Source organism: Thalassolituus sp. ST750PaO-4, from assembly GCF_020320405.1.
GTDB lineage: Bacteria > Pseudomonadota > Gammaproteobacteria > Pseudomonadales > Oceanobacteraceae > Venatoribacter > Venatoribacter alkanivorans.
This window is the reverse complement of record NZ_JABVCB010000013.1, coordinates 251,114-276,565: the sequence shown is the minus strand read 5'-3', so window position 1 is coordinate 276,565 and position 25,452 is coordinate 251,114. Positions and strand designations below refer to the sequence as shown.

Annotated in this window: 24 protein-coding genes; 8 read left to right on the top strand and 16 right to left on the bottom strand. The window is 54.2% G+C overall.

The features are described 5' to 3' along the window. Positions 1 to 190: 190 nt before the first annotated feature. On the bottom strand, positions 191 to 2,821 hold the full coding sequence (gene alaS, locus HUF18_RS16720; RefSeq protein WP_225693003.1) for an alanine--tRNA ligase: 2,631 nt from the start codon (positions 2,819 to 2,821) through the stop codon (positions 191 to 193). A gap of 287 nt (positions 2,822 to 3,108) precedes the next feature. On the opposite strand from alaS, the gene HUF18_RS16715 reads away from it, so the two are divergent. From HUF18_RS16715 to HUF18_RS16700, 4 genes are all read left to right on the top strand, one after another. Then, entirely contained in the window at positions 3,109 to 3,312 is a 204-nt protein-coding gene (locus HUF18_RS16715; protein ID WP_145466480.1) for a YgaP family membrane protein, read from the top strand. 108 nt (positions 3,313 to 3,420) lie between these two features. Further along, positions 3,421 to 4,386 carry a hypothetical protein gene (locus HUF18_RS16710; protein ID WP_225693002.1) on the top strand — a complete coding sequence of 322 codons (966 nt, stop codon included), beginning with the start codon at positions 3,421 to 3,423 and terminating at the stop codon, positions 4,384 to 4,386. A gap of 24 nt (positions 4,387 to 4,410) precedes the next feature. Beyond that, positions 4,411 to 4,641 (top strand): hypothetical protein, encoded by a 231-nt coding sequence (locus HUF18_RS16705; protein ID WP_225693001.1) that lies wholly within the window; start codon positions 4,411 to 4,413, stop codon positions 4,639 to 4,641. Between the two features lie 117 nt (positions 4,642 to 4,758). Then, positions 4,759 to 6,042: an NAD(P)/FAD-dependent oxidoreductase gene (locus HUF18_RS16700; protein WP_145466483.1), complete on the top strand. Its 1,284-nt coding sequence runs from the start codon at positions 4,759 to 4,761 to the stop codon at positions 6,040 to 6,042. Between the two features lie 4 nt (positions 6,043 to 6,046). On the opposite strand, the gene HUF18_RS16695 is transcribed toward HUF18_RS16700, so the two are convergent. From HUF18_RS16695 to HUF18_RS16680, 4 genes are all read right to left on the bottom strand, one after another. Then, positions 6,047 to 7,063, bottom strand: a complete 1,017-nt coding sequence (locus tag HUF18_RS16695; protein WP_225693000.1) for a helix-turn-helix domain-containing protein — start codon at positions 7,061 to 7,063, stop codon at positions 6,047 to 6,049. Between the two features lie 193 nt (positions 7,064 to 7,256). After that, entirely contained in the window at positions 7,257 to 7,745 is a 489-nt protein-coding gene (gene recX / locus HUF18_RS16690) for a recombination regulator RecX (protein ID WP_225692999.1), read from the bottom strand. After that, complete coding sequence (gene recA / locus HUF18_RS16685; protein ID WP_145466486.1) at positions 7,726 to 8,763, bottom strand: recombinase RecA; 1,038 nt, start codon at positions 8,761 to 8,763, stop codon at positions 7,726 to 7,728. The genes recX and recA overlap by 20 nt, the downstream gene beginning before the upstream one ends. Positions 8,764 to 8,892: 129 nt before the next feature. Then, positions 8,893 to 9,378 (bottom strand): CinA family protein, encoded by a 486-nt coding sequence (locus tag HUF18_RS16680; RefSeq protein WP_145466487.1) that lies wholly within the window; start codon positions 9,376 to 9,378, stop codon positions 8,893 to 8,895. 74 nt (positions 9,379 to 9,452) lie between these two features. Between HUF18_RS16680 and mutS the strand changes: the two genes are divergently transcribed. Together mutS and fdxA are read left to right on the top strand one after the other, a co-directional pair. Beyond that, positions 9,453 to 12,071, top strand: a complete 2,619-nt coding sequence (gene mutS / locus HUF18_RS16675) for a DNA mismatch repair protein MutS (RefSeq protein ID WP_225692998.1) — start codon at positions 9,453 to 9,455, stop codon at positions 12,069 to 12,071. A gap of 219 nt (positions 12,072 to 12,290) precedes the next feature. Further along, the gene (gene fdxA, locus HUF18_RS16670) at positions 12,291 to 12,614 is read left to right on the top strand and encodes a ferredoxin FdxA (protein ID WP_145466489.1); all 324 of its coding nucleotides are present in this window, start codon (positions 12,291 to 12,293) and stop codon (positions 12,612 to 12,614) included. An 83-nt stretch (positions 12,615 to 12,697) separates the two neighbouring features. Here fdxA and rpoS read toward each other — a convergent pair whose 3' ends face one another. From rpoS to HUF18_RS16615, 11 genes are all read right to left on the bottom strand, one after another. After that, positions 12,698 to 13,675 carry an RNA polymerase sigma factor RpoS gene (rpoS, locus tag HUF18_RS16665; protein WP_145466490.1) on the bottom strand — a complete coding sequence of 326 codons (978 nt, stop codon included), beginning with the start codon at positions 13,673 to 13,675 and terminating at the stop codon, positions 12,698 to 12,700. 83 nt (positions 13,676 to 13,758) lie between these two features. Continuing rightward, positions 13,759 to 14,529, bottom strand: a complete 771-nt coding sequence (locus HUF18_RS16660) for a peptidoglycan DD-metalloendopeptidase family protein (RefSeq protein WP_225692996.1) — start codon at positions 14,527 to 14,529, stop codon at positions 13,759 to 13,761. A 252-nt stretch (positions 14,530 to 14,781) separates the two neighbouring features. Continuing rightward, positions 14,782 to 15,681 (bottom strand): DUF368 domain-containing protein, encoded by a 900-nt coding sequence (locus HUF18_RS16655; protein WP_225692995.1) that lies wholly within the window; start codon positions 15,679 to 15,681, stop codon positions 14,782 to 14,784. 66 nt (positions 15,682 to 15,747) lie between these two features. Continuing rightward, positions 15,748 to 16,380 carry a protein-L-isoaspartate(D-aspartate) O-methyltransferase gene (locus HUF18_RS16650; RefSeq protein ID WP_145466773.1) on the bottom strand — a complete coding sequence of 211 codons (633 nt, stop codon included), beginning with the start codon at positions 16,378 to 16,380 and terminating at the stop codon, positions 15,748 to 15,750. A 43-nt stretch (positions 16,381 to 16,423) separates the two neighbouring features. Next, positions 16,424 to 17,161: a 5'/3'-nucleotidase SurE gene (gene surE, locus HUF18_RS16645; protein ID WP_225692994.1), complete on the bottom strand. Its 738-nt coding sequence runs from the start codon at positions 17,159 to 17,161 to the stop codon at positions 16,424 to 16,426. Next, positions 17,139 to 18,152, bottom strand: coding sequence for a tRNA pseudouridine(13) synthase TruD (truD, locus tag HUF18_RS16640; RefSeq protein WP_225692993.1), 1,014 nt, complete (start codon positions 18,150 to 18,152; stop codon positions 17,139 to 17,141). Before truD ends, surE begins: the two co-directional genes overlap by 23 nt. 33 nt (positions 18,153 to 18,185) lie before the next feature. After that, positions 18,186 to 18,665, bottom strand: coding sequence for a 2-C-methyl-D-erythritol 2,4-cyclodiphosphate synthase (gene ispF, locus HUF18_RS16635; protein ID WP_145466494.1), 480 nt, complete (start codon positions 18,663 to 18,665; stop codon positions 18,186 to 18,188). A 12-nt stretch (positions 18,666 to 18,677) separates the two neighbouring features. Then, entirely contained in the window at positions 18,678 to 19,391 is a 714-nt protein-coding gene (ispD, locus tag HUF18_RS16630; RefSeq protein ID WP_225692992.1) for a 2-C-methyl-D-erythritol 4-phosphate cytidylyltransferase, read from the bottom strand. Next, positions 19,391 to 19,705, bottom strand: a complete 315-nt coding sequence (locus tag HUF18_RS16625) for an FtsB family cell division protein (RefSeq protein WP_225692991.1) — start codon at positions 19,703 to 19,705, stop codon at positions 19,391 to 19,393. Before HUF18_RS16625 ends, ispD begins: the two co-directional genes overlap by 1 nt. A 101-nt stretch (positions 19,706 to 19,806) precedes the next feature. Next, positions 19,807 to 21,099 carry a phosphopyruvate hydratase gene (gene eno / locus HUF18_RS16620; RefSeq protein WP_225692990.1) on the bottom strand — a complete coding sequence of 431 codons (1,293 nt, stop codon included), beginning with the start codon at positions 21,097 to 21,099 and terminating at the stop codon, positions 19,807 to 19,809. A gap of 41 nt (positions 21,100 to 21,140) precedes the next feature. Beyond that, the gene (locus HUF18_RS16615; protein WP_145466498.1) at positions 21,141 to 22,769 is read right to left on the bottom strand and encodes a CTP synthase; all 1,629 of its coding nucleotides are present in this window, start codon (positions 22,767 to 22,769) and stop codon (positions 21,141 to 21,143) included. A 423-nt stretch (positions 22,770 to 23,192) separates the two neighbouring features. Here HUF18_RS16615 and HUF18_RS16610 point away from each other — a divergent pair, with 423 nt between their 5' ends. Then, complete coding sequence (locus tag HUF18_RS16610) at positions 23,193 to 24,128, top strand: DMT family transporter (protein ID WP_225692989.1); 936 nt, start codon at positions 23,193 to 23,195, stop codon at positions 24,126 to 24,128. Positions 24,129 to 24,297: 169 nt separating this feature from the next. Further along, the coding region (locus tag HUF18_RS16605; protein WP_225692988.1) for an Ig-like domain-containing protein at positions 24,298 to 25,452 on the top strand (1,155 nt) is incomplete at its 3' end.

The following is a 25,452-nucleotide window of genomic DNA, read 5'->3' as shown; positions in this document are numbered from 1 at the left end:
GGCGCTCATTAAACAACAAATGTCCACAACAAGAAAGATGGCCTATTGGCTTAAAACGCAACAGTCTGATGCCTGACCAACGTTTATTACCGGGGATAAATTACCGCCGCCGGGAAAAGCACATAAAGCGTCAATCTGCAGATAAAAAAACAGCGGGCAATGCCCGCTGTTTTTCAACCAGATCTGACGATCAGGACAGCTGAGCCTGAGCCCAGTTATTAAAGGCGGCCAGAGCGTCGTCAATGCCTTCCGGCTTCTGACCACCGGCCTGAGCCATTTCCGGCTTACCGCCACCGCGGCCATCGACATAAGGAGCGCATTCTTTAACCGCATCACCGGCCTTGGCTTTACCAATCAGGTCTTTGGTCACACCGGCCAGCAGTGTCACTTTGCCTTCGGTTTCTGCTGCCAGCATGATCAGCGCAGAACCCAGCTTGTTTTTCAGCTGGTCCATGGTGGTGCGCAATGCTTCGACATCGGCACCATCCAGACGGGCTGACAGCACTTTCACGCCGTTAATATCCTGCGCATTGTTAGCCAGATCGGAGCCGGCACTGGAAGCCAGTTTGGATTTCAGCGCATCCAGTTCTTTTTCCAGCTGACGGTTGCGCGCCATCAGTTGCTCAACTTTGTCGCCAACGTTATCGGCCGAACCTTTCAGGTTGCGGGCAATACCGTTCAGGGTGGCTTCTTCGCGGGCAATAAAGTCCAGCGCTGCCTGACCCACGACCGCTTCAATACGGCGGATACCGGCGGCAATACCGCTTTCGCTGCTGACTTTCAGCACGCCGATATCACCGGTACGTTTGGCGTGAGTACCACCACAAAGCTCGACCGAGAAATCATCCACACCCATCGACAGCACGCGCACTTCGTCGTCGTATTTTTCGCCGAACAGTGCCATCGCACCGGAGTTACGGGCATCGTCGATGTTCATCAGACGGGTCGTTACTTCGGTGTTAGCGCGGATCTGGGCGTTAACGATGTTTTCGATCTCAGCCAACTCTTCTGCTTTAACCGCTTCCAGATGAGAGAAGTCGAAACGCAGTTTGTCGTAAGTCACCAGCGAGCCTTTCTGACTGACATGCTCACCCAGCACTTTGCGCAGGGCAGCGTGCAGCAGGTGAGTGGCCGAGTGATGAATGGCCGTCGACTGACGCTTTTCCGCATCAACCGTTGCGGTCAGCTGGTCACCGACTTTCACTGAACCTTCAACCAGCACGCCTTTGTGCAGGTGGTTTTTGCCTTCTTTGCTGGTGTCTTTCACCTGGAAGACAACGCCGTTGGCTTTCAGGAAACCGGTATCACCCGCCTGACCGCCGCTTTCAGCATAAAAGGCGGTTTCATCCAGCACCAGTACGGCTTCATCACCGGCGTTCAGTTGCTCAACCGCCACACCGTCTTTAAACAGGGCTTTCACGCTGCCGGTATTTTCCAGCTGGGTGTAACCAAGGAATTCAGTTGTTCCGTCGATTTCCAGACCTTTGCCGTAGTTACCGGCAAAGTTACCGGCTGAGCGGGCCATTTCGCGCTGCTTATCCATTGCTGCGTTGAAGCCGTCTTCGTCGACTTTCAGGTCGCGCTCACGGGCAACGTCGGCGGTCAGATCCAGTGGGAAACCGTAGGTGTCGTACAGTTTGAAGGCCGTTTCACCGGGAATGGTGTCGCCTTTCAGATCAGCAATAGCATCGTTCAGAATCGCCATGCCTTTATCCAGCGTTTTGGCGAATTGCTCTTCTTCCAGACGCAGCACTTTTTCGACGTGCGCCTGCAGTGTGCGCAATTCAGGATACGCTTCGCCCATCTGTTCAACCAGCGCGCCCACCAGCTTGTGGAAGAAACCAACCGACGCCCCCAGCATATGACCGTGGCGTACAGCGCGGCGGATAATACGGCGCAGCACATAACCGCGGCCTTCGTTCGATGGCAGCACGCCATCAACAATCAGGAAGCTGGTTGAACGGATGTGGTCGGCAATGACGCGCAGAGACTTGTTCTCGGTATCTTTGCAGCCGGTCAGTTCGCCGGCCGCCGCCAGCAGTGCCTGGAACAGATCGATTTCGTAGTTGCTGTGCACGCCCTGCATGATTGCCGAGATACGCTCGAGGCCCATACCGGTATCAACAGAAGGCTTCGGCAGTGGGATCATCTCGCCATCAGGCTGACGATCAAACTGCATAAATACGTTGTTCCAGATTTCGATAAAGCGGTCGCCATCTTCTTCCGGTGATCCCGGAGGCCCGCCCCAGATATGTTCGCCATGGTCGAAGAAAATTTCAGTACACGGACCGCACGGGCCGGTATCACCCATCGCCCAGAAGTTATCGGACGCGTAGCGGGCGCCTTTGTTATCTCCGATACGGACGATTTTTTCCGCCGGAATGCCCATCTGCTTGTTCCAGATGTCATAGGCTTCGTCGTCTTCGGCATAAACCGTAACCATCAGTTTTTCTTTCGGCAGGTTCAGCCACTGCGGTGAGGTCAGGAATTCCCAGGCAAACTTAATCGCATCTTCTTTAAAGTAATCGCCAAAGCTGAAGTTACCCAGCATTTCAAAGAAGGTGTGGTGACGCGCGGTATAACCGACATTTTCCAGGTCGTTATGCTTGCCACCGGCACGCACGCAGCGCTGAGACGAGGCCGCGCGGGTATAGCTGCGCTGATCCTTACCAAGAAAACAGTCTTTGAACTGCACCATACCGGCATTGGTAAAGAGCAGGGTCGGGTCGTTACCGGGAATCAGCGGGCTGGATGGCACCACTTCATGGCCTTTGGAGGCAAAGTAATCAAGGAATGCCTTGCGAATGTCTGAGCTTTTCATACGGCTGCGGGTATCCGGAAGCGGTTAGTCAAAGTTAAAGGAGAAGGAGTATAGCGGTTTGCGCGCTTCAGGCCGAGTCCCCGCAAGCGTGTTCCTGGCAGTAAATATCAGCCACACAATAAATGGAGCACAGGATTTTGCCCGGCGATCCGCATTGATAAGCGAGAACAGCACGGGAATAAGCTGTCAGATCTGACGCCCACCACACCGGCAGGAAAAATTGCTTGACGATAGACACAACAAAGATAACTATATAAGCATATTCTAATTTAGAAAAAGGTGATGTTATGAATGTCGATCGCATGATTTTCGCAATTGCCGGCCTGTTTATCCTGATCAGCGTTGGCCTGTCTCAGGTTCACAATATTAACTGGCTGTGGTTTACCGCTTTTGTCGGCGCCAACATGTTTCAGGCCGCATTCAGTGGTTTCTGCCCGCTGGCAATGATTTTGAAGAAACTGGGGATCAGCACCGGTAAGGCTTTCCAGTAATACTGCCGGCAGCGAGCTCTGGCAGGAATCAACCCTTATAAATTGGCCGGAATTCACAGGTTCCGGCCACCTTCCGCCGCTATAATCCCGCCCTCATCCGGAGGGTTTATGCGTTATATCCATATTTTATTATTGTCTTTCTGCGCTCAGGTGTCGGCTGCCGACTGGCAACCCTATCCAGCTGAACTGCCCCAGTTCGATTACAGCGCTGACCGCCTGCTGGAATTCTGGCCACAACTGAATCAGGGGCCCGGTCTGCCCTATCCGGACGAAACCTTTCTCCGCGACATGATGGCGAAATATCCGCAACTCGCCGAATTTACCTTAACCCTGGCACGCCAGCCCGATGCCCATCCTGCCCTGCAGGCACTACTCAACGACAACCTGCAGCCATTGGCACAAGCCAGTCAGCAGGTCTGGCGTCTGCATTACGAAGGCCATTTTCAGCAGGCTTATGAATTGGGCAAACAACTCGGGCCTGCGGGCTCCATTCCTGCGCTGTACTCCAAGCTGATGTATGCCGCACTGATTGTGCAGGACAAAGACACCAAGCTTACAACCTTCCGTGAAGCCGCTGCCGAGTCTGAACGCCTGCTGCCTCTTGCCCCTGATTATGCCTTCGCCGAATTTGGTCTGGCTTATGCCCATGCCCGGATTCTGGAACTGCTGGATACCAGCGCCGCCACGGCCACCGGTTTTCTCGGTGACACCCAGGACGCGATGACAGAGTTGCAGGAACGCTATCCGCAGCAAGCCCTGTACCCGGCGATGCTGGGCGGCTTACATGCCGGCGTGGTCGAACGTGTCGGCTCCTTTGTTGGCCGCATCACCTATGGCTCGACTGAAAGCCGGGCTCTGGAAGCATTCAAGCGCGCACTGGAATTACAGGACAAGCTGCCGGTGATCTACAACGAATACGTCAACGCCCTTGCCCGACTGGATAAAGACAAGTATCACGACAGAATGATCACACTGCTGCAGCAATGCGTTAAACTGCCGGTACTGAGTGCAGAAGAAGCCCTGAACCGTCAGGTCTGCGCTGATCACCTGCAACAATGGCAAGTGGCCGACTGAGCACAGCCATCACCGGATATAACAATGATTACTGCTCTGCTGATTGCCATGGTTCCGGCCATGGTGATGCTGATGCTGCATCTGGCCATCGGACCTTTCGGCCATGTTCGCTTCCTGCACTGGCATCTGCGCTGGAAAAAAATGCCGGTCTGGCTGCAACAGAGCCTGTTAGTGCTGGCAACAGGCATTTTACTCGCCGGCGCCAGCCACCTTCTCGGCATCTGGCAACAACCCACGTCCCTTCCTGCCCGCTGAAACACAGCGTTCGCAGACATACTCCGCTAATGTGAAATTCTGATGAATAAAAGCGGCCAATCGTGACAGCTTTGTCCGTATAATGGCGGCAGTTTTTTCACTTACCGGAGTCTCACCATGCAACGTATCGTCATTATTGGCGGTGGTGCAGGCGGACTGGAACTGGCAACCCAATTAGGGCGCAAGCTCGGACGGCGCGGAAAAGCCGAAGTCGTCCTTATTGATGCCAACCCCACCCACCTGTGGAAGCCCCTGCTGCACGAAGTCGCCACCGGCGCACTGGATTCAGGGATAGACGAGCTTAACTACCGCGCCCACGGCAAGGTACACGGCTTTAGTTTTCAGCTTGGACGCATGTCCGGCCTGCAACGCGAACAACGCGAAGTGGTGCTGGCACCAATTCACGACGAACAGGGCGAGCTGATCGTTCCGCAGCGCAGCGTCAGCTACGACACGCTGGTGATTGCCATCGGCAGCGTAACGAACGATTTCGGCACGCCCGGCGCTAAAGACCACTGCATTTTCCTCGACAGTCGCCAGCAAGCGGAACGCTTTCACCGCACTTTGCTCAACGAATTCCTGCGTGCCAGTAACAGCGAAAACCCACGCAATCTGGAAATTGCGATTGTCGGTGCCGGTGCAACCGGGGTGGAATTGTCTGCTGAGCTGTACAACACCGCCGAAGTATTGAGCAGTTATGGCCTGAAGAACGTTTCGCCAGAACAGCTGAAGGTTACCTTAATCGAAGCAGGCGAACGCATTCTGCCGGCACTGCCACCAAGAATATCCGCCGCCGCAACCCGTGAACTGGAAGCGCTGGGCGTATCGGTTCGTACCGGTACCCTGATTACTGAGGCCACTGCCGAAGGCTTTGTTACCAAAGATCAGGGCACCATTCCGGCACGGCTGAAAGTCTGGGCCGCCGGGGTAAAAGCACCGGAGTTTATGAAAACACTGGGACTGGAAACCAACCGCGCCAACCAGCTGATCGTTAATGCCAGCCTGCAGACCGAAGACACGAATATCTTTGCCCTCGGAGATTGCTGCAGCGTAATGCACAGCGATGGCAAGCCGGTACCGCCACGCGCTCAGGCTGCTCACCAACAGGCGAGTCATCTGGTTAAAGCTTTGCGCGCACGTCATCAGGGACAACCACTACCGGAATTTGTTTTCCGCGATAAAGGTTCGCTGGTTTCTCTCAGTCGCTACAGCACCGTAGGCAGCCTTATGGGCAACCTGACCAGTGGTTCGATGATGATTGAGGGAAGATTGGCGCGGATTGTTTATGTGTCACTGTACCGGCTGCATCAGATTGCCCTGCACGGTTACTGGCATACCCTGCTGCTGAGCCTGGTAGGTCATATCAACAAGGTTATCCGGCCGCGCCTGAAGCTACACTGAGCTATCAGGCTTCATTTGTCTCTGCACTTAACGCCTGGCGGTAATCGCCGGGCGTTGCATCCGTCCAGCGCTTGAAAGCTTTATAAAATGCACTCGGCTCGGCATAGCCGACCATAAAAGCAATTTCATATAACGGGATACTTTCATCGCGGATCAGACGCATGGAAAGCGCCTGCCGGCTTTCGTCCAGTAAAGCCTGATAGGTTGTACCCAGCGCTTTCAGTCGACGCTGCAAATTACGCACACTAATGCCCAACTGGGCAGCCACATCTTCCTGTGACACCTGGCGCTTCAGCAAGCACCCCTGCAGAATGCGCTGCAGTTCATTGTACAGCATGACCTGCTCGCGGAATTTATCGGCATTACGCTCAAAGTCACGCAACAGGCTGGCATACAGAATAGGCTGCTGTCCCGGATTCAGACGCTGCCAGGCAGCTGCTGATATATCCAGAGCATAATGCTCACCTGCAGTAACAGCCGGAACAGAAAAGGCGTTCAGTTCAGTAATAACATCAGGCTCCAGAGGTACCCGCAGAGTCAGATCCTGATCGGTATAGCATCGGCCCAACACCTGGTAACAGGCCTCAGACAATGTTAACAGGCCCTGCAACAGCTGCTGCGGCAGCAGTTGCAGGCTGCTCTGGGGCTCAGCCCGTACAACCACTTTGTGCTCACCCGGGCTGACAACAAAATGAATATTGCCAACGGACAGATGCATAAAACGCAATGCAGAAACCAGCCCCTGGGACAGGTTCTCAGAATATTTTAATAAGCGACTCAGCGGTAAATCACGTTGCGCCAGATAACGACCGGTACGGGCAGGCAGCAGCCTGTCGCTGCTTTGCGAGGCAATATACTGGTGGGCAAGCTTCAGCTTGTCAGCATCGACCCATGGCGGCATAGGCTCCGCTGGCGTCATGCTCAGTAAACTCCAGACAGGAGTGATATCAATACCTTGACTGTCCCAGAAACTCAGCAGGTGCTGCACCAGTACGATATCGACCTGTAAAGTTGGGCTCATATCCCTCCCCAACGATCTTATGATTATTAATTGCCGGTCTCCACCGGAAATTGAACATTCGTTCTATATTTAAATATATGATTCCGATCATGGTTAGCGGTGAGGAGAGTGTCAATAGACTGAGGCGACAGTGAAAATAATGTCGTCAAAAAGGCAGCTTAGTCAGGAAAATTCACTAGATGGTGACAGGAACTTAATCGTTGTCCGAATGTTCAGCCATAGCCAGCTGCTCAAGGGCATAACTGGTTTGCTCACCCGTAAAACCACGATAGGCCAGAAAACGATATAAGCGGGCGCGTTCACGCATATCCTGTGGCGGTAGCCCGCCGGGGCATTTGCGTTGTGCCAGGTCCAGTGCCAGCTCATACCAGTCGACACTGAGATTGGCGATAGCACTCTGAATCTGCTCTGCGTTCAGACCCTTTTCACGCAACTCCTGTTGCAGGCGCACAGGACCATAACGCTGACAGCGGCTGTTGAGGAAAGACTCGGCAAAACGTTCATCGGATTGCCAGTGACGCTCGGCGAGGTCATCAAGAACCGTTTCCACATCGTCAGGGTCAGCGGCTTTCGGGGAGAGTTTACGCGTCAGTTCGCGGCGGGAATAATCACGCCGGGACAGCAGATCAACAGCCGCCCGGCGTAATTCAGCCTGCGTCAGCTCAGGCTTCGGTTTCTTCATCCACTTCACTGGTAATGTCAGATGCTACGGCTACCGTCAGCATCTGGCTGCGGATACCGGCTTCAATTTCTGCAGCCATTTCAGGGTGATCCTGCAGGAACAGTGCAGCATTAGCTTTACCCTGCCCGATCTTGTCGCCTTTATAGCTGTACCAGGCACCGGATTTATCCACCAGGCCACACTTAACACCCAGGTCGATCACCTCACCCATGTGGTAAATACCCTGACCGTACATGATCTGGAACTCGGCCTGCTTGAACGGTGGCGATACTTTATTTTTCACCACTTTAACGCGGGTTTCGTTACCAATAACTTCGTCGCCCTGTTTAACCGAACCGATACGGCGGATATCCAGACGTACAGAAGAATAGAACTTCAGCGCGTTACCACCGGTCGTGGTTTCCGGACTGCCGAACATAACGCCGATTTTCATCCGGATCTGGTTAATAAAGATCACCAGACAGTTGGCGTTTTTAACGTTACCGGTAATTTTACGCAGAGCCTGAGACATCAGACGCGCCTGCAGACCAACATGGCTGTCGCCCATCTCACCTTCGATCTCAGCTTTAGGAACCAGTGCAGCAACGGAGTCGACAACGATGACATCCACTGCGCCGGAGCGTACCAGGCTGTCACAGATTTCCAGTGCCTGTTCACCGGTATCCGGCTGCGATACCAGCAGGTTGTTGAGATCGATACCCAGCTTCTCGGCATACAGCGGATCCAGAGCGTGCTCGGCATCGATAATGGCAACGGATTTGCCCATTTTCTGCGCCTGCGCCATCACCGATAAACACAGTGTGGTTTTACCTGAGCTTTCCGGGCCGTAGATTTCAACGATCCGGCCCTGTGGCAGACCGCCAATGCCCAGAGCGATGTCCAGCCCCAGAGAACCTGTGGAGATAGCAGGAATGGCTTCGCGCGGCTGCTCGCCCATCTTCATAATGGCGCCTTTACCAAACTGACGTTCAATCTGGCTCAGTGCCGCATCAAGTGCTTTCTGTTTGTTAGCATCCATCGCTCTGTCCTGTCTGTGTTTAATCTGGTTAGTCTGTCTGACCGGTCTGTTACCTGCCCATGACCAATCACTGTAAATTTAACCAGTATTTAAGCACAGCTTATTCTCAGCGCCAACCCTTCTTTTTTGTCAGCAGGACAGCCAGCGGCATAAGCCCTGAATACCATGCACAACCGCCAGTGCGCGCACCTGTTCGCGGTTACCGGGAAAGTGGCAGCATTCCGTAATCTGCTGCTCGGCGTTTCCCCAGGCAAACCAGACGGTACCCACGGGTTTATCTTCGGAGCCTCCGCCGGGCCCGGCCACACCACTGACCGCTACCGCCAGATCACCCAGACTGTTATTGACGGCACCGGCCACCATGGCGCGCACCGTCTCTTCGCTGACCGCACCAAACTGCTCAATAATCGCCGGTGGTACGCCGAGGTAGCGGACTTTGGCTTCGTTGGAATAGGTTACAAAACCACATTCAAACCAGTTCGAACTGCCGGCCAGATCGGTCAGCGCACTGGCAATACCGCCACCGGTACAGGACTCCGCAGTGACCAGCCGCAGATTACGGCTCTGCAGAATTTCAGCCAGTACGGCAACAGAAGCATTCAGTTCAGGGCTCATTTCTGTATCCTCGCGGAATCACTTACAATCTGCCGTTTACATTAACACGCCCGTTTTTTAAGGACACTCGCCCGATGAGCCAGGCAACCGCCCAGCACACGCCGATGATGCAACAGTATTTCCGCATCAAAGCCGAATTCTCCGACACTCTGCTGTTTTATCGCATGGGCGATTTTTACGAATTATTTTACAGCGACGCCAAACGTGCGGCACAGCTGCTCGACATTACCTTAACCGCCCGCGGTCAGAGCGGCGGCGAGCCGATTCCGATGGCCGGTATTCCATACCATGCTGCCGAAAACTATATCGCCCGGCTGGTAAAGCAGGGCGTGTCGGTGGCGATTGCCGAACAGATCGGCGACCCGGCGACCAGCAAAGGGCCTGTCGAACGCAAAGTCGTGCGGGTGATTACACCAGGCACCCTGACCGATGAAGCTTTTCTGGATGAGCGTTCCGACAACCTGCTGGTTGCCCTCTGTTCTGAGCAACAACGCCATGGTTTAGCCGTGCTGGAAATCAGTTCCGGTCGTTTCTCGGTGCTGGAGGTCGACGGTGAAGATGCTTTACTGGCCGAGATCGAACGTCTGCGTCCGGCGGAATTATTACTCAACGAAGATCAGCGCCAGCCCGCCGGTCTGCGTGAACGCCAGGGGGCGAAATTACAGGCGCCCTGGCACTACGAATCCGACACCGCATTCCGCCTGCTGACCCAGCAGTTAAAAACCCGCGACCTGCGTGGCTTTGGCTGTGAGCATATGACGGTGGCGATCCGTGCTGCCGGCGCACTGCTGAATTACGCTCAGGAAACCCAGCGCAATAATCTGCCGCATATCCGCTCGCTGCAGATCGAGCAGCCGGATGACGCGATTATTATCGACCCCGCCAGTCGCCGGAATCTGGAAATCGACATCAACCAGAAAGGCGACAGTCAGCACACGCTGGCCTGGATCATGGATAAAACCGCCACGGCGATGGGCAGCCGTTTGCTCAAACGCTGGCTGAACCGTCCGCTGCGCGACCAGGCACTGCTGCAACAACGGCAGGGATTCATCGCCCAGCTTATTCAGCATTACGCCGCCGAAGAATTGCACAGCAGCCTGAAACAGGTCGGCGATATTGAACGTATTCTATCGCGCGTAGCACTGGGCTCCGCCCGCCCGCGCGACCTCGCACGGCTGCGTGATGCGCTGGCCATCGTGCCCGATATCCGCCAGCAGCTAACCCGCCTCGACAGCACACTGGCCGAACAGTTACTGGAACGGGCGCAGGAATTCCCGCACTGGGTTGAACGCCTGAGCAAAGCCATTATTGAAAACCCGCCGGTCATTATCCGCGACGGCGGTGTGATCGCCGAAGGCTACGACAGCGAGCTGGATGAACTGCGCGCACTGAGCGAAAACGCCGGCGATTATTTAATTAAACTCGAAGAGCAGGAAAAAGAACGTACCGGCATCAGCACCTTAAAAGTCGGCTACAACCGCGTGCACGGCTATTACATCGAAATATCCAAAGCCCAGTCCGATGCCGCGCCTACGGAATATATCCGTCGCCAGACGCTGAAAAACGCCGAACGTTTTATTACGCCGGAGCTTAAAACCTTCGAAGACAAAGCCCTGAGTGCCAAAAGCCGGGCGTTAAGCCGCGAAAAAGCTCTGTACGACGAACTGGTACAGGCGCTGGCCGAAGAGCTGATTCCGTTACAGGTGTGCGCCGCGGCGCTGTCTGAACTGGATGTATTGTCGAATCTGGCCGAGCGTGCCGAAAGCCTGCGTTTTGTTCAGCCGCAACTGGTCAGCGACGCGGTGGTCGATATTCAGCAGGGGCGTCATCCGGTAATCGAAAATCTGATCGTCGATCCCTTTGTCGCCAACGATACCCGCCTCGATGCCCAGCAGAATATGCAGATCATTACCGGTCCGAACATGGGCGGTAAATCGACCTATATGCGTCAGGTTGCACTGATTGCCCTGCTGGCGCATATCGGCAGTTATGTGCCCGCCGAGAGCTGCACCCTGGGCCCGATTGACCGGATTTTTACCCGCATGGGTTCTTCCGATGATGTCGCCGGTGGCCGTTCGACCTTTATGGTGGAAATGACCGAAACCGCCAATATCCTGCACAATGCCACCGCCCAGAGCCTGGTATTAATGGATGAAGTTGGCCGTGGTACCAGCACCTTCGATGGCCTGTCTCTGGCCTGGGCCAGTGCCGCACATCTGGCCGAACATATCGGTGCATTTACTCTGTTTGCCACCCATTATTTCGAGATGACCGCCCTGCCGGAAAACCACAGCAATGTGGTTAACGTGCATCTGAAAGCCACCGAACACGACGACCGTATTATCTTCCTGCACTCGGTAGAACAGGGCCCGGCCAGTCAGAGTTATGGTCTGCAGGTCGCCCAGCTGGCCGGCGTACCGGACAGCGTGATTCAGCAGGCCAAAGCGCAGCTGCTGCATCTGGAGCAAAGCTCCGGCGTCAGCCCTGCGGCTATACCAACGTCTTTTACCAGCGGTGCAGAGAACACTGCACCTGTGACGCATAAAGCGGCAAAAGCCGATCAGCCGCTGCAGAATGATCTGTTTGCTGCCCTGCCGTCAGCCGTTGAAGAGCGTCTGGCCGCACTGAATCCGGACGATTTGTCACCACGGGCGGCACTGGAACTGATGTATGAACTGAAGGCGCTGCTGTAAAGTAGCGGCCTTCTTATAGCCAGCGTGCAGGTTTTTACGACTTCGTTAGAACCATTAGGCCGTTGGCTATAACCCATATTTATAGCGGACGAACTTGCCCACTTGCCCGCTCCTACCTAGAATGGCGGATTACTAAACACCCGGAGACTGAGTATCTTATCAGTCTGCCAAGAACCGGGGGAAAGCGCCGATGATTTGCGAGATTAGGAGATACCCCAGATGACGTTCGTCGTTACTGATAACTGCGTGAAATGTAAGTACACCGACTGTGTGGAAGTCTGCCCGGTTGACTGTTTCTACGAAGGTCCGAACTTTCTGGTGATTCACCCGGATGAGTGTATCGACTGTGCACTATGTGAGCCTGAGTGCCCGGCAGAAGCGATTTTCTCCGAAGACGAAGTACCGGCCGGTCAGGAACAGTACATTGAACTGAACGCAGAACTGGCCGAAGTATGGCCGAACATCAGCGAGAAAAAAGAATCGCTGCCGGATGCCGAGGAGTGGGATGGCGTTCCGGACAAACTGCAGCATCTTGAGCGCTGAGTTTTCCAGCTCAGCATCCGGGTTAAACCCCGGGCAATAAAAAAGCGGCCAATGGCCGCTTTTTTATTGCTGCTGTTCAGTGATCAGGCATCACCAAACAGAGTGGCTGCGTTCAGACCCTGCTTCTCCATGATCTCACGCAGACGCTTAAGGGCTTCGACCTGGATCTGACGAACACGCTCACGGGTCAGACCGATTTCGCGACCCACATCTTCCAGAGTGCTGGTTTCATAACCACGCAGACCAAAGCGGCGGGATAATACTTCACGTTGCTTCTCTGGCAGTTCTTCAATCCAGCGATCCAGATTGGACTGAATATCCTGATTCTGCAGTTCTTCACCCGGATCGGTTACACGCTCATCAGCAATGGTATCCAGAATGGATTTATCTGATGACGGTCCCAGTGGAGTATCAATCGAGGTTACACGCTCATTCAGTTTGAGCATGCGTTTTACATCTTCTACCGGTTTTTCCAGCAGAGCTGCGATTTCTTCTGCGCTTGGCTCATGATCCAGTTTCTGGGTCAGCTCACGGGCTGCACGCAGGTAAACGTTGAGTTCTTTGACCACGTGAATCGGCAGACGGATGGTACGGGTCTGATTCATGATCGCCCGTTCGATGGTCTGACGGATCCACCAGGTGGCGTAGGTAGAGAAGCGGAACCCGCGTTCCGGATCAAACTTCTCAACCGCGCGGATCAGACCAAGGTTGCCCTCTTCGATCAGATCCAGCAGCGATAAGCCGCGGTTAACGTAACGGCGTGAAATCTTCACCACCAGTCGCAGGTTACTTTCAATCATGCGACGGCGACCCATCTCATCACCCTTGCGGGCCAGACGTGCATAGTGCACTTCTTCTTCCGCAGACAGCAGTGGGGAAAACCCAATCTCATTGAGATACAACTGAGTAGCATCCATCGTTTTGTAGGATGTATCTGCCGCAAAGCGTTCTGTTGTTTCGTCTGCCGAATCCTGTTCAGACTCAGACTCTTCCACCAGTGCCAGCGCTTCTACATCATCAAAAACGTCTTCTTCGCGTAGTTCTCGTTGTTGTACTGCCATGTTCATTCCCGCCTTTGGTTATCGTCCTGAACCTGAACCGAAACAGGTTTTATGCCAGAACGACTGATTAATTTCCGACCGCTCTACCCAGGCCGGCTGGGTAAGTATCTGAGCGGATCAACCGGCTTGCCGTTTCTTCGGATCTCAAAGTGAAGTTTCACTTTGTCGGTACCAGTAGATCCTATTTCGGCAATCTTCTGGCCAGCTTTAACGACTTCTTGTTCGCTGACCAGAATGCGGCTGGTGTGGGCGTAGGCGCTGAGGTAAGTATCGTTATGTTTGACGATGACTAAGTTGCCATAACCGCGTAAGCCCTGACCCGCGTAAACCACGGTTCCTGCCGCTGCTGCCAAAACAGATTCTCCCAAAGCACCGGCGATATCAATCCCCTTGTTCACGGGTTTTTTGGTTGAAAAATGACCAATCAAACGGCCGTTTACCGGCCATTTCCAGTCAGTATCGGCTGCATTGTCGCTATTTTTTGGCGTGTTATGACTTGTTTTGACAGGAGGCTTAGCTGGCCTCTGACTTTTTGGCAGCGGTTTTGACGGATTTTCGACGGCAGTAACCGTGACCGGAGCAGAACGGCGGGCGACATTTCTTATGTCAATCTTTTGACCAGGATAGATAACATAGGGGCTGGCTATTGAGTTAGCGCTCGCCAACTCCCGATAATCGATTCCGTAACGCCAGGCGATAGAAAACAGCGTCTCACCCCGTTCGACAAGATGGAAACCCGTCGCGGTTTGTCCTTTACTGAACTTCTCTTCAACTGAGACAAATTCTCGGCCAGAAAGACACCCTGTTAATAGTGTAGCTATCGTGACTAATATGACAGTGGTCAGTGCTTTCATCGTCGTCCGTCGGTGGTTGTTTTTTGACACTCAAAAATGACAGCTTTTTGAGCCCTGCGGCGCGCCTGATTGTTTTTAACCAAAGACACTTAAAAATAAAATACTTATTCTAAATAAGTCTAAAAAATTCAAAGTTTTTATCAGATTTGCGGCTTATATACGGAACTCTACCCGTTTTCACAAAAAACCCGTATTGCTTACTTGCAGATTTTTATTTTTAGTTAACACTTGTTCTCTCTGGGCGAACGAAAACTACTGCGCCGTTCTGGACGCAAAACGCTCAAGTCCAAGAACCAATAAAGCTCCCGCCAGCATCAATCCCAGCGCCAGCAATAAGGATAAACCACTGTCCGGCAGGATATTGCTCTGGATAAAAGGTACCTCTGCCCCATGGCTGTTCAGGCGCGTACTCAGGGTTTCTTTCCAGGGCCAGACTTTCAGCAGGGAACCCGCCATAAAGCCCGTCAGCAATGCAAACATGGCATCTTTATAGTGATGCAGTAACCAGCTCAGCAGACGCGAAAAAGCCATCAAACCGATAGCAGCACCCACCGCAAAGGTGCCCAGCAGTTGTATATCCAGTTGCCGCACGGCACCGAGAACCGGCTCATACAGCCCCATCAACAGCAAAATAAAGCTGCCTGAGATCCCTGGCAGGATCATGGCGCAGATCGCAATGCTGCCGGCCAGCAGAATAATCAGTGGTGTCGGCGTGACCGAAGTTGGCGATGCAGTGCTGATAAAGCCGGCGATGATGGCGCCCAATACCAGCAACACCAGTTGTGCCAGGCCCCAGCGTCCGATTTCTTTGCCGATATGCCAGCAGGAGGCCAGAATCAGGCCGAAGAAGAAGGCCCACAGCCACACCGGATAGTTCATCAGCAGATAGTGAATTCCACGCGCCAGCGACAACAGTGCCAGCAGGATGCCGCTGCCCAGCACCAGCAGAAAGGTGCCGTTAATGCTTTGCCAGAAAGCGCGCGGGCCGTCGTTAAACAGCGTTTTCAGTGCCTGCAGGTTGATATTTTTGATGGAGTCCAGCAGCTCGGTATAGATGCCGGTAACAAAGGCGATGGTGCCGCCGGAAACACCGGGCACCACATCGGCAGCCCCCATTGCTATGCCTTTGAGGAACAGCCAGAAGTGTTGCATCGCGTCCTTGTCCTTATAGATGAAGAGTTATCAGATATCAGCAGCAGTACTGTCATTGCTCTGAGATTAACGCTGTACGCCGGGTAAAAAAGGTACAAAGCGCACGCTTTCGAGGGTTTTACGGCTGAAGTGTTCCCCATGACGGGTAATCAGCACCAGTTTTTGCTCCTGTGTACCGACCGGCATAATCAGCCGTCCGCCATCGGCGAGTTGCTGTAACAGGGAATCAGGAACGTCTTCAGGGGCAGCGGCGGCAAGAATACCGTCATACAGGCCGTGCTCGGGCCAGCCCCAGGTTCCGTCGGACAGTTTCAGGGTGACATTGCGGTAATTCAGTTGCTGCAGACGCTGACGGGCACGCTGGTGCAGGGGTTCAATGCGTTCCACACTGAACAACTTGCCGACCAAAGGACTGAGAACTGCGGTCTGATAGCCGGAACCGGTACCGATCTCCAACACCCGGTTAAGCGGCCCGGCAGCGAGCAGTATTTCGGTCATGCGTGCAACGGTATAAGGCTGGCTGATGGTCTGGCCATTGCCGATCGGCAAAGCCGTGTCTTCGTAGGCGCGGTGCGCGAGCGCTTCGTCCACAAATAAATGACGCGGCGTCTGGGCGATAACCTCCAGCACCTCTTCATTCTTAATGCCGGCTTCACGCAGGCGCTGCACCAGACGGTTGCGGGTGCGTTGCGAAGTCATTCCTATGCCGGTCAGCTGCTGCTCGTTCACTCAGAGATCCTGCTCAGTTCAGAAGCTCAGCCATCTGCTCAAGTGCAGTATGCTGGGTCATGTCCATCTGGATGGGGGTAATCGAAACCTTCCCCTGTTCAATCGCGTGAAAATCAGTTCCCGGACCCGCATCGGCAACGTCGCCGGCGGCGGAAATCCAGTAGCATTCTTTGCCCCGCGGATTGGTGGTCAGCACCGGATTATCGGAGCGCTGACGGTGGCCCAAACGGGTAATTTCAAAGCCGTTCAGCTCGTCGTAGACACGATCCGGCACGTTGATATTGATCACCGAGTTCGGCGGCAGACGAAGCTGCTCCAGCTTCGGCAGTAATTCGAGCAATACCCGCGCGGCCGTGGCAAAGTGTTGTTTGCCAGTCAGCGACACCGCAATCGGTGTCTTTGCCAGAAAACGCCCCTCCATTGCGGCGGCAACGGTGCCGGAATAGAGCACGTCGTCACCTAAGTTGGCGCCTGCATTGATACCGGCAATCACCCGCTCACAGCGGTTTGTGTAAAAGGCATTAACGCCCAGATGCACGCAGTCGGTCGGCGTGCCATTGACGCTGATAAAACCATTATCCAGATGCAGCGGATGCAGCGGCCGGTCGAGGGTCAACGAGTTGCTGGCACCGCTGCGGTCACGGTCGGGGGCAACCACCAGGACGTCTCGCCCGGCATCGGTCAGCGCCTGCGCCAGGGCGCGCAGCCCCGGAGCATGAACTCCATCATCATTCGACAGCATCAGCGTCATGCGCATTCACCTTCTCTGGTTCCTGTACCTGCATCAGTTCACGGATTACGGAGGTCGCATAATACCCGGCGGCCAGTGAAAAGGTGAGCACTAAATCGGTCGTTCCAGCGTCTTCCTGCCACTGCCAGCTGAGATTGGCAGGCAATGCGGCCAGAGCCCGGCGCTCCTGCTTCAGACCGGCGTGTTCCATACCATCGCACAGCTCTGGCTGCTCAGCCGCCACGCGGCTTTCCAGCGCTAAGGCATCATCTGTGCTGTTCAGGCGGCCCCGGCCCCATAACGGCCCGGTGCTTAAGCCACTGTCGTCGGCGACATCACCGGCCAGCGTTTGCCCCCAGAGTCCGGCACGGATACGTTCGGCCAGCACATTATTGAAAATCAGCGAACGGATGGCTGACAGATAAATGCTTTTCTTGCCCGGATTACGCACACGGATTTCACCGGCCAGCATGGCGCGGCCGGATTCAATATTGCCGCCACCATGACCAAAGCGCTGCTCACCAAAATAATTAGGCACGCCCAGTGTTTTGATCTGCTCCAGATTGCTTTCAATCAGCGCGCGCTCACCCTGCACCTGACGCAAACGGATGGTAAAGCGGTTACCGAGAAGATCGCCACGGCGCAGCTTTTTAGAATGGCGGCTCTGACTCAGTACCGTCATCTCGGCATCATTCAGAGCACTGAAATCCGGCGCTTCTACCCTTGGCAGATAAATACTGAACCACTGGCGGGTGATGGCGTTGCGGTCTTTCAGGCCGGCGTAGCCGACATCCATTTCCTTAACTCCCGCATGGGCTGCCAGACGTTTGGCAATCCAGGCGGTGTTGGCCCCGTTCTTCTCAATATGCAGCCAGACGTGCTCGCCTTCACCACAGGGCAGCGCCAGCGGAATTTCTTCCACGCAGAAATCGTCGTTCTGTTGTTTCAACAGGGCGCTGGCACCGGTGTGCGGATAAGCGTTGGGCCAGTCAGGCAGGAGTGTTGTTGTCAAAAGGGCTCTCGTTTTTCAGCGTTAAAATTCAAATCAGCGGGCGGCAGTGATCAGCAAAGCCACCGCGTGTACGGCAATACCTTCTTTACGCCCCACATACCCTAGCTTTTCGGTGGTGGTGGCTTTGACGTTCACATCATCCAGACGCACGTTCAGATCGGCGGCGATGCACTCGCGCATGGTCTGAATATGCGGTGCCATCTTCGGCGCCTGGGCAATGATGGTGATATCGACGTTACCCACCTGATAGCCTTTATCGCGGATCAGACCGACCACATGACGCAGCAGCACACGGCTGTCGGCTCCGGCCCAGGCATCATCGGTATCGGGAAAATGCTGGCCAATATCGCCCAGCGCCGCCGCACCCAGCAGTGCATCGGCCAGCGCATGCAAAGCCACGTCACCATCGGAATGGGCTTTCAGGCCGTGGCTGTGCGGAATCTGCACGCCGCCCAGAGTAATAAAATCGCCATCTTCAAAAGCATGTACATCGAAGCCATGACCAATGCGCATAACAACTCTCGTTCAGGAATGTGGAGATAAAGAGGTGGATAAAAACAGTTCCGCCAGCGCCAGATCTTCGCGCCGCGTCACTTTAATATTGTCGGAGCGGCCAGCCACCAGCAACGGCTGACAACCCTGCTGCTCCATCGCGGACGCTTCATCGGTGACCGTCAGACCCTGTTCCAGACAGGCGGTTAACGCCTGCTGCAGCTGACCATAACGGAATACCTGCGGCGTTAATGCATGCCACAGCTGCTCACGCTCAACGGTATGCTCAATCACGACTTTGCCGTCGCGCAGCACCCCACGCTTCATGGTGTCGCGGGTTGGCGCAGCCAGAATGGCGCCGGGGTCGGCCAGCTCGCTCAGCAGCTTGTCCAGATCGCCATGGCGCAGGCAGGGCCGGGCGATATCGTGCACCACCACCCAGTCCTGCTCTGTTGCAATGCCCTGCAGCGCAGCCAGCCCATTCAATACTGAGTCGCAGCGCTCACGGCCACCGGCAGCACGGATAATACGCTCGTCACTGGCGTATTCACTGTCTGGCCAGTAAGGATCATCGGCCGATAACACCAGCACCGCCTGCTCAAATGCGGGGTAACTGAGAATCGCATCCAGGGTGTAATCCAGCAGAAAGCGTCCCTGAATCGGCAGGTACTGCTTCGGCCGGTCGGCCTGCATACGGCTGCCAACACCGGCGGCGGGCAAAATAGGAAAGTAACGCGCAGTGGTCATTATTGTTTGCCGGCAGGAGGGTCTACAAAAAGGATAAAGGTTTCGCCATCGCGCACCAGACCGAGATCTTCGCGGGCTTTTTCTTCCAGCAGCGTCTGGCCGTGGCGCAGATCTTCAACTTCAGCCAACAGAGCGTCATTTTCACTTTGCTGCACTTCGTTATCCTCGCGCAGCAAAGCAATACGCTGCTGCAACTGGCGGCTGGCGACCACACCGCTGTCATCCAGCCAGATGCGGTATTGCAGCAGCAACAGCAGTACCGGCAGCACAAGCCAGATCAGCAGGCGAAAATGAGGCATAAGTTTGTCTGACATATCCGTTTCCCGGTCAGGGTAGCATCGCTCATGGTGTCGTCGTATGGCTCTTCATTAACAAAAAACGGGCAATTAAGCCCGTTTTTTGTATTCAGCCAGTATTACTGACCTTTAATCTCAGAGCGACCTTTGTACGGTGCTTTGGCACCCAGTTGCTCTTCGATACGCAGCAGACGGTTGTACTTGGACACACGGTCTGAACGGCACAGGGAACCGGTCTTGATCTGACCCGCCGCAGTACCTACCGCCAGATCGGCGATGGTGCTGTCTTCGGTTTCACCGGAGCGGTGAGAGATCACAGCGGTGTAGCCTGCGTCTTTCGCCATTTTGATGGCGTCCAGAGTTTCAGACAGAGAACCGATCTGGTTGAACTTGATCAGGATGGAGTTACCAATGCCCTTCTCAATACCTTCTGCCAGAATCTTAGTGTTGGTTACGAACAGATCGTCACCAACCAGCTGCACTTTGGCACCCAGTTTTTCAGTCTGGTATTTCCAGCCAGCCCAGTCAGATTCGTCCTGACCGTCTTCGATAGAAACGATCGGGTACTGATCGCACAGTTCAGCCAGGTAGTCAGAGAAACCTTCGGAGGTGAAGACTTTGCCTTCGCCTTTCAGATCGTACTTGCCGTCTTTGTAGAATTCAGAAGACGCACAATCCAGTGCCAGAGTCACGTTGTTGCCCAGCTCGTAGCCCGCAGCAGAAACGGCTTCTTTGATCGCAGCCAGTGCATCGGCGTTAGAGGCCAGGTTAGGTGCGAAACCACCTTCGTCACCCACGGCGGTGTTCAGGCCCTGAGAAGACAGTACTTTTTTCAGCGCGTGGAAGATTTCGGCACCGCAACGCAGCGCTTCAGCGAAAGACGGCGCGCCAACCGGCTGCACCATAAATTCCTGAATGTCGACGTTGTTATCGGCGTGCTCACCACCGTTGATGATGTTCATCATCGGTACCGGCATAGAGTAAACGCCCGGAGTACCGTTGATATCGGCAATGTGAACGTACAGTTCAACGCCTTTGGCCGCAGCAGCCGCTTTGGCAGCCGCCAGAGAAACCGCCAGAATGGCGTTGGCGCCCAGTACAGACTTGTTGTCAGTACCGTCCAGCTCCAGCATCTTGTTGTCCAGCGCACGCTGGTCCAGAGCATCCATACCAACCAGGGCAGGCTTGATGGTGTTGTTTACGTTGGCAACGGCTTTCAGTACGCCTTTGCCCAGGTAACGGCTTTTGTCGCCATCACGCAGTTCCAGTGCTTCGCGGGTACCGGTAGAAGCGCCGCTTGGTGCACAGGCTGTACCGAAAAAACCGCCTTCCAGGATAACGTCCGCTTCAATGGTCGGGTTACCGCGGGAGTCCAGCACTTCACGTGCTTTGATATCAACAATCTTTGCCATAGTTGGTTGTCTCCAGAAAACAGAGGCTTTCTATTTTTAAATTAATGGGAATCTTTGTAATCAAACGCCGCAGCGATAAAGGCCGAAAACAGGCCGTGTCCATCACGCGGAGTCGAGGTAAATTCTGGGTGGAACTGACAACCCACAAACCATGGGTGATCCGGTACTTCCACGACTTCGACCAGCTCGCCATCGACAGAACGTCCGGCAATGCGCAGACCGGCTTTTTCCAGTTCCGGCACCAGTGAAGAGTTCACTTCGTAACGGTGACGGTGGCGCTCAACAATCAGTTCTTTACCGTAGGCTTTGGCGGTGGTTGTTTCCGGAGTCAGCACACATTCCTGACCGCCCAGACGCATGGTGCCGCCGAGGTCAGAATCTTCGCTGCGGGTTTCAACATTACCGGAAGCGTCCTGCCATTCAGTGATCAGGCCAACCACCGGATGCTTGGTATCGTTGCTGAATTCGGTTGACTGCGCATCGTCCCAGCCGACCACGTTACGGGCGAATTCGATTACCGCCACCTGCATACCCAGACAGATACCCAGGTATGGGATTTTGTTTTCACGGGCGTACTGAACCGTGCGGATTTTGCCTTCAACGCCACGGTTACCGAAACCACCCGGCACCAGAATCGCATCAACGCCTGCCAGAACATCAACGCCTTTACGCTCAACGTCTTCGGCATCGATATAACGGATGTTTACTTTGGCCTTGTGGTGGATACCGGCGTGATCGATTGCTTCGATTAATGACTTATAGGCATCCAGCAGATCCATGTACTTACCGACCATGGCGATAGTGACGCTTTTCTCCGGATTCAGTTTGGCATCAGCCACAACATCCCACTCGGACAGGTCTGCTTCGCGACAGGTCAGATCGAATTTCTCAACAATCAGATCATCCAGACCGGCATCGTGCAGCATGCGTGGGATCTTGTAGATGGTATCGGCGTCTTCCAGCGGAATTACGGCACGCTCTTCAACGTTGGTGAACAGTGCAATCTTGCGCAGTGCAGAGGCGTCGATCTTATGGTCGGAGCGGCAGATCAGTACATCCGGCTGCAGACCAATGGTGCGCATTTCTTTAACAGAATGCTGAGTCGGCTTGGTTTTCGTCTCGCCCGCGGTAGCGATGTACGGAACCAGAGTCAGGTGCAGCGACAGAGCGCGCTTGGAGCCCAGCTCGACTTTCATCTGACGCACAGCTTCCAGGAATGGCTGGGATTCGATATCACCGACGGTGCCACCGATTTCCACCAGCGCCACATCAGAACCTTCGGCGCCTTCGAGTACACGGCGTTTGATTTCGTCAGTGATGTGCGGAATCACCTGCACGGTGCCGCCCAGATAATCACCGCGACGCTCTTTCGCCAGCACATCGGTGTATATACGACCGGTGGTGAAGTTGTTGCGGCGGGACATAGTGGTACGGATAAAACGTTCGTAGTGACCCAGATCGAGGTCAGTTTCCGCACCATCGTTGGTTACGAAGACTTCGCCATGCTGGAACGGGCTCATAGTGCCCGGATCGACGTTGATGTACGGGTCCAGCTTGAGCATGGTGACCTTAAGGCCACGGGCTTCCAAAATGGCAGCCAGAGATGCAGAAGCGATGCCTTTCCCCAATGAAGAAACAACACCACCTGTGACGAAGATAAATCGTGTCATAGAAGGTCCGCGAGACAGAAATGGATACAAAACGGAAGGCACAGAACCTTCGCTCAAGATGGGGGGGCAGAATACCAGAAGAGGCTATCCGGGTAAAATCAAAAGGCGCTTTCCAGCAGCCATTTTTCTCTGTTAGTCTGACAGCTTACAAAGAGTTACCGGAACTGACCGGAATTTATCATGACTACAACCCGCTACGCTTTCCGCAGCCAACAGATGCACAAACATCTGCACGCCGTCTCTGTATCCCTGAGCAAGGGTAAACAGTGGTGGCTATCTGCCTGCGCGGCCGTCGGGTTAACAGTCTGATTTTAAACTGATTTACCCACCGGCTGCGGATCTCCGTCGCCGGGAAGCCCCCTTATACAAGCCAGCCCCCCTCCGACCCAGACCGCAGCCTCTTTTAACATCAAGGAGAGAACCATGGCTGCCACCGAGCCCGCCACCCCCATACCGGCATCAACAACCGACACAGACACAACCCCAGCCCGCTTCGGCCTGATGCTGGCACTGTGCGCTGCATTTCTGTTTTCTACCAAGCCCATCATCATCAAATGGCTGTACGACCTGGGCATGACCGCACTGCCATTAATGTGGCTGCGTATGATGCTGGCGATGCCGGTCTATGTTGTTGTCGGCTGGCTGGCCTGGAAGCGTCTGCCGGTAAAACCGACTGCGCTGCAGCTGTTAAAAGCCGCCGGCACTGGCCTGCTCGGCTACTGGCTGGCGTCTTATCTGGATTTGCGCGGGCTCGAATATGTCAGCGCCCAGCTTGAGCGACTGATGCTGTACGCCTATCCGACGCTGGTGATTATTCTCGGCGCGTTGTTTTTTGGTCAGACGTTTCAGCGCCATCATATTGTTGCGCTGATTCTGACCTACGTTGGCCTGATACTGGTATACGGACAGGATCTGCAGTTTGCCGCCGACAATATCGCCACCACCAAAGGTACATTGCTGATACTCGCCAGCGCCCTGTCGTTCTCGCTGTATATTCTGTTCAGCAAAAACGCCATCGGCAATATGGGCAGCCTGCTGTTTACCAGTATTGCGATGGGATCGGCAGCGCTGGCCACCATGCTGCATTACGGCATCAGTTATGGCATCAGCCTGCCGGAAATGGACAGCACCCGCTGGTTGGGCACCATTGTGCTGGCCATATTCGCCACCGTTTTACCTTCGTTTTTAGTCAGCGAAGCGATTAAACGCATCGGCCCGGCGAAAACCAGCGTCAGCGGCACGATAGGCCCGGTGGCCACCACGCTGATGGCGATTATTTTTCTTGGCGAACCCTTTGGCTGGCTGACCGCCGCCGGTATGGCGCTGGTGATGTTTGGTGTCAGCCGGCTGCAGCGTTAACAGGCATGCCGTATAAATAACAACAGGAAGCGTTATTTATACGGCCACTGGCATTACACGACAAAAACCAGCTTAATTTGCGACCCAATGGACAAATTACAAAAAATTCCTTGTTGGTTAGTAAATTCTTTGCAAAATAGCCCGCTCTTAATCTTTACCAAGGACTGACATGAGAACGGACGCCCTTCTTTCTGTAATTTCCCTTTCTGTTTTATTAACCGCCTGCGGCGGCAGCAGCGGTGGTGGCGGCACAAGCAACGCTGCTCCATCCATTGCAGCAGCAACATTAACTACAAATGAAGATACAAGTAGGTCATTAGCGCTTAATGCAAGTGACAAAGATGGTGACTCTTTAAGTTATTCTGTTTCCATTGCACCACTTCACGGGGTTGCGACTGTCGATGTCGATGGTTCTGCCAGCTATACACCGGAAGCCAATTACCATGGTACTGACAGCTTTACAGTGAGCGTCAGTGATGGAAAAGCCCAGGCCAGTGCCAAGATAAATGTCACTGTTTCTTCCGTGAATGACAGTCCGGTATTCACCAGTGGCCAAACGCAAAACCTCGGCACAAATGAAGATCAACCGTTGTCTGCGCAAATCGCTGCAATCGATGTCGATGGTGACGAACTGACGTTCAGCCTTATCACTGCACCTCAGCACGGTGCTGCGGTTATAACCACCACAGGCAACCTGACCTATACACCAACAGCGGATTTTAATGGCAACGATACCCTGACCGTTCAGGTCAGCGATGGCCTGATCAATACGACAGCTACTATTAACGTCAATATCATTGCGGTTAATGATGCTGGGCCAGTTTTCACAAATGGCCAAACACAAAACCTCAGTACAACCGAAGATCAACCGTTGTCTGCGCAAATCGCTGCAACCGATGTCGATGGTGACGAGCTGACGTTCAGCCTTATCACAACACCTCAGCACGGTGCTGCGGCTATAACCACCACAGGCAGCCTGACCTATACACCAACAGCGGATTTTAATGGCAACGATACCCTGACCGTTCAGGTCAGCGATGGCCTGGTTAATACAACAGCCACTATTAACGTCAATATCATTGCGGTTAATGACGCTGGCCCAGTATTCACAAATGGCCAAACACAAAACCTCAGTACAACCGAAGATCAACCGTTGTCTGCGCAAATCGCTGCAACCGATGTCGATGGTGACGAGCTGACGTTCAGCCTTATCACAACACCTCAGCACGGTGCCGCAGTTATAACCACCGCAGGCAACCTGACCTATACACCAACAGCGGATTTTAATGGCGACGATACCCTGACCATTCAGGTCAGTGATGGC

Coding starts and splice junctions, on each gene's coding strand:
- HUF18_RS16610 (WP_225692989.1), top strand. CDS start 23,193: ATGGCTGCCACCGAGCCCGCCACCCCCATACCGGCATCAACAACCGAC.
- HUF18_RS16615 (WP_145466498.1), bottom strand. CDS start 22,769: ATGACACGATTTATCTTCGTCACAGGTGGTGTTGTTTCTTCATTGGGG.
- HUF18_RS16705 (WP_225693001.1), top strand. CDS start 4,411: ATGATTACTGCTCTGCTGATTGCCATGGTTCCGGCCATGGTGATGCTG.
- HUF18_RS16700 (WP_145466483.1), top strand. CDS start 4,759: ATGCAACGTATCGTCATTATTGGCGGTGGTGCAGGCGGACTGGAACTG.
- surE (WP_225692994.1), bottom strand. CDS start 17,161: ATGACGCTGATGCTGTCGAATGATGATGGAGTTCATGCTCCGGGGCTG.
- alaS (WP_225693003.1), bottom strand. CDS start 2,821: ATGAAAAGCTCAGACATTCGCAAGGCATTCCTTGATTACTTTGCCTCC.
- recX (WP_225692999.1), bottom strand. CDS start 7,745: ATGAAGAAACCGAAGCCTGAGCTGACGCAGGCTGAATTACGCCGGGCG.
- mutS (WP_225692998.1), top strand. CDS start 9,453: ATGAGCCAGGCAACCGCCCAGCACACGCCGATGATGCAACAGTATTTC.
- HUF18_RS16660 (WP_225692996.1), bottom strand. CDS start 14,529: ATGAAAGCACTGACCACTGTCATATTAGTCACGATAGCTACACTATTA.
- HUF18_RS16715 (WP_145466480.1), top strand. CDS start 3,109: ATGAATGTCGATCGCATGATTTTCGCAATTGCCGGCCTGTTTATCCTG.
- HUF18_RS16710 (WP_225693002.1), top strand. CDS start 3,421: ATGCGTTATATCCATATTTTATTATTGTCTTTCTGCGCTCAGGTGTCG.
- HUF18_RS16625 (WP_225692991.1), bottom strand. CDS start 19,705: ATGTCAGACAAACTTATGCCTCATTTTCGCCTGCTGATCTGGCTTGTG.
- HUF18_RS16695 (WP_225693000.1), bottom strand. CDS start 7,063: ATGAGCCCAACTTTACAGGTCGATATCGTACTGGTGCAGCACCTGCTG.
- fdxA (WP_145466489.1), top strand. CDS start 12,291: ATGACGTTCGTCGTTACTGATAACTGCGTGAAATGTAAGTACACCGAC.
- recA (WP_145466486.1), bottom strand. CDS start 8,763: ATGGATGCTAACAAACAGAAAGCACTTGATGCGGCACTGAGCCAGATT.
- HUF18_RS16680 (WP_145466487.1), bottom strand. CDS start 9,378: ATGAGCCCTGAACTGAATGCTTCTGTTGCCGTACTGGCTGAAATTCTG.
- HUF18_RS16655 (WP_225692995.1), bottom strand. CDS start 15,681: ATGCAACACTTCTGGCTGTTCCTCAAAGGCATAGCAATGGGGGCTGCC.
- eno (WP_225692990.1), bottom strand. CDS start 21,099: ATGGCAAAGATTGTTGATATCAAAGCACGTGAAGTGCTGGACTCCCGC.
- ispD (WP_225692992.1), bottom strand. CDS start 19,391: ATGACCACTGCGCGTTACTTTCCTATTTTGCCCGCCGCCGGTGTTGGC.
- HUF18_RS16650 (WP_145466773.1), bottom strand. CDS start 16,380: ATGACTTCGCAACGCACCCGCAACCGTCTGGTGCAGCGCCTGCGTGAA.
- rpoS (WP_145466490.1), bottom strand. CDS start 13,675: ATGGCAGTACAACAACGAGAACTACGCGAAGAAGACGTTTTTGATGAT.
- ispF (WP_145466494.1), bottom strand. CDS start 18,665: ATGCGCATTGGTCATGGCTTCGATGTACATGCTTTTGAAGATGGCGAT.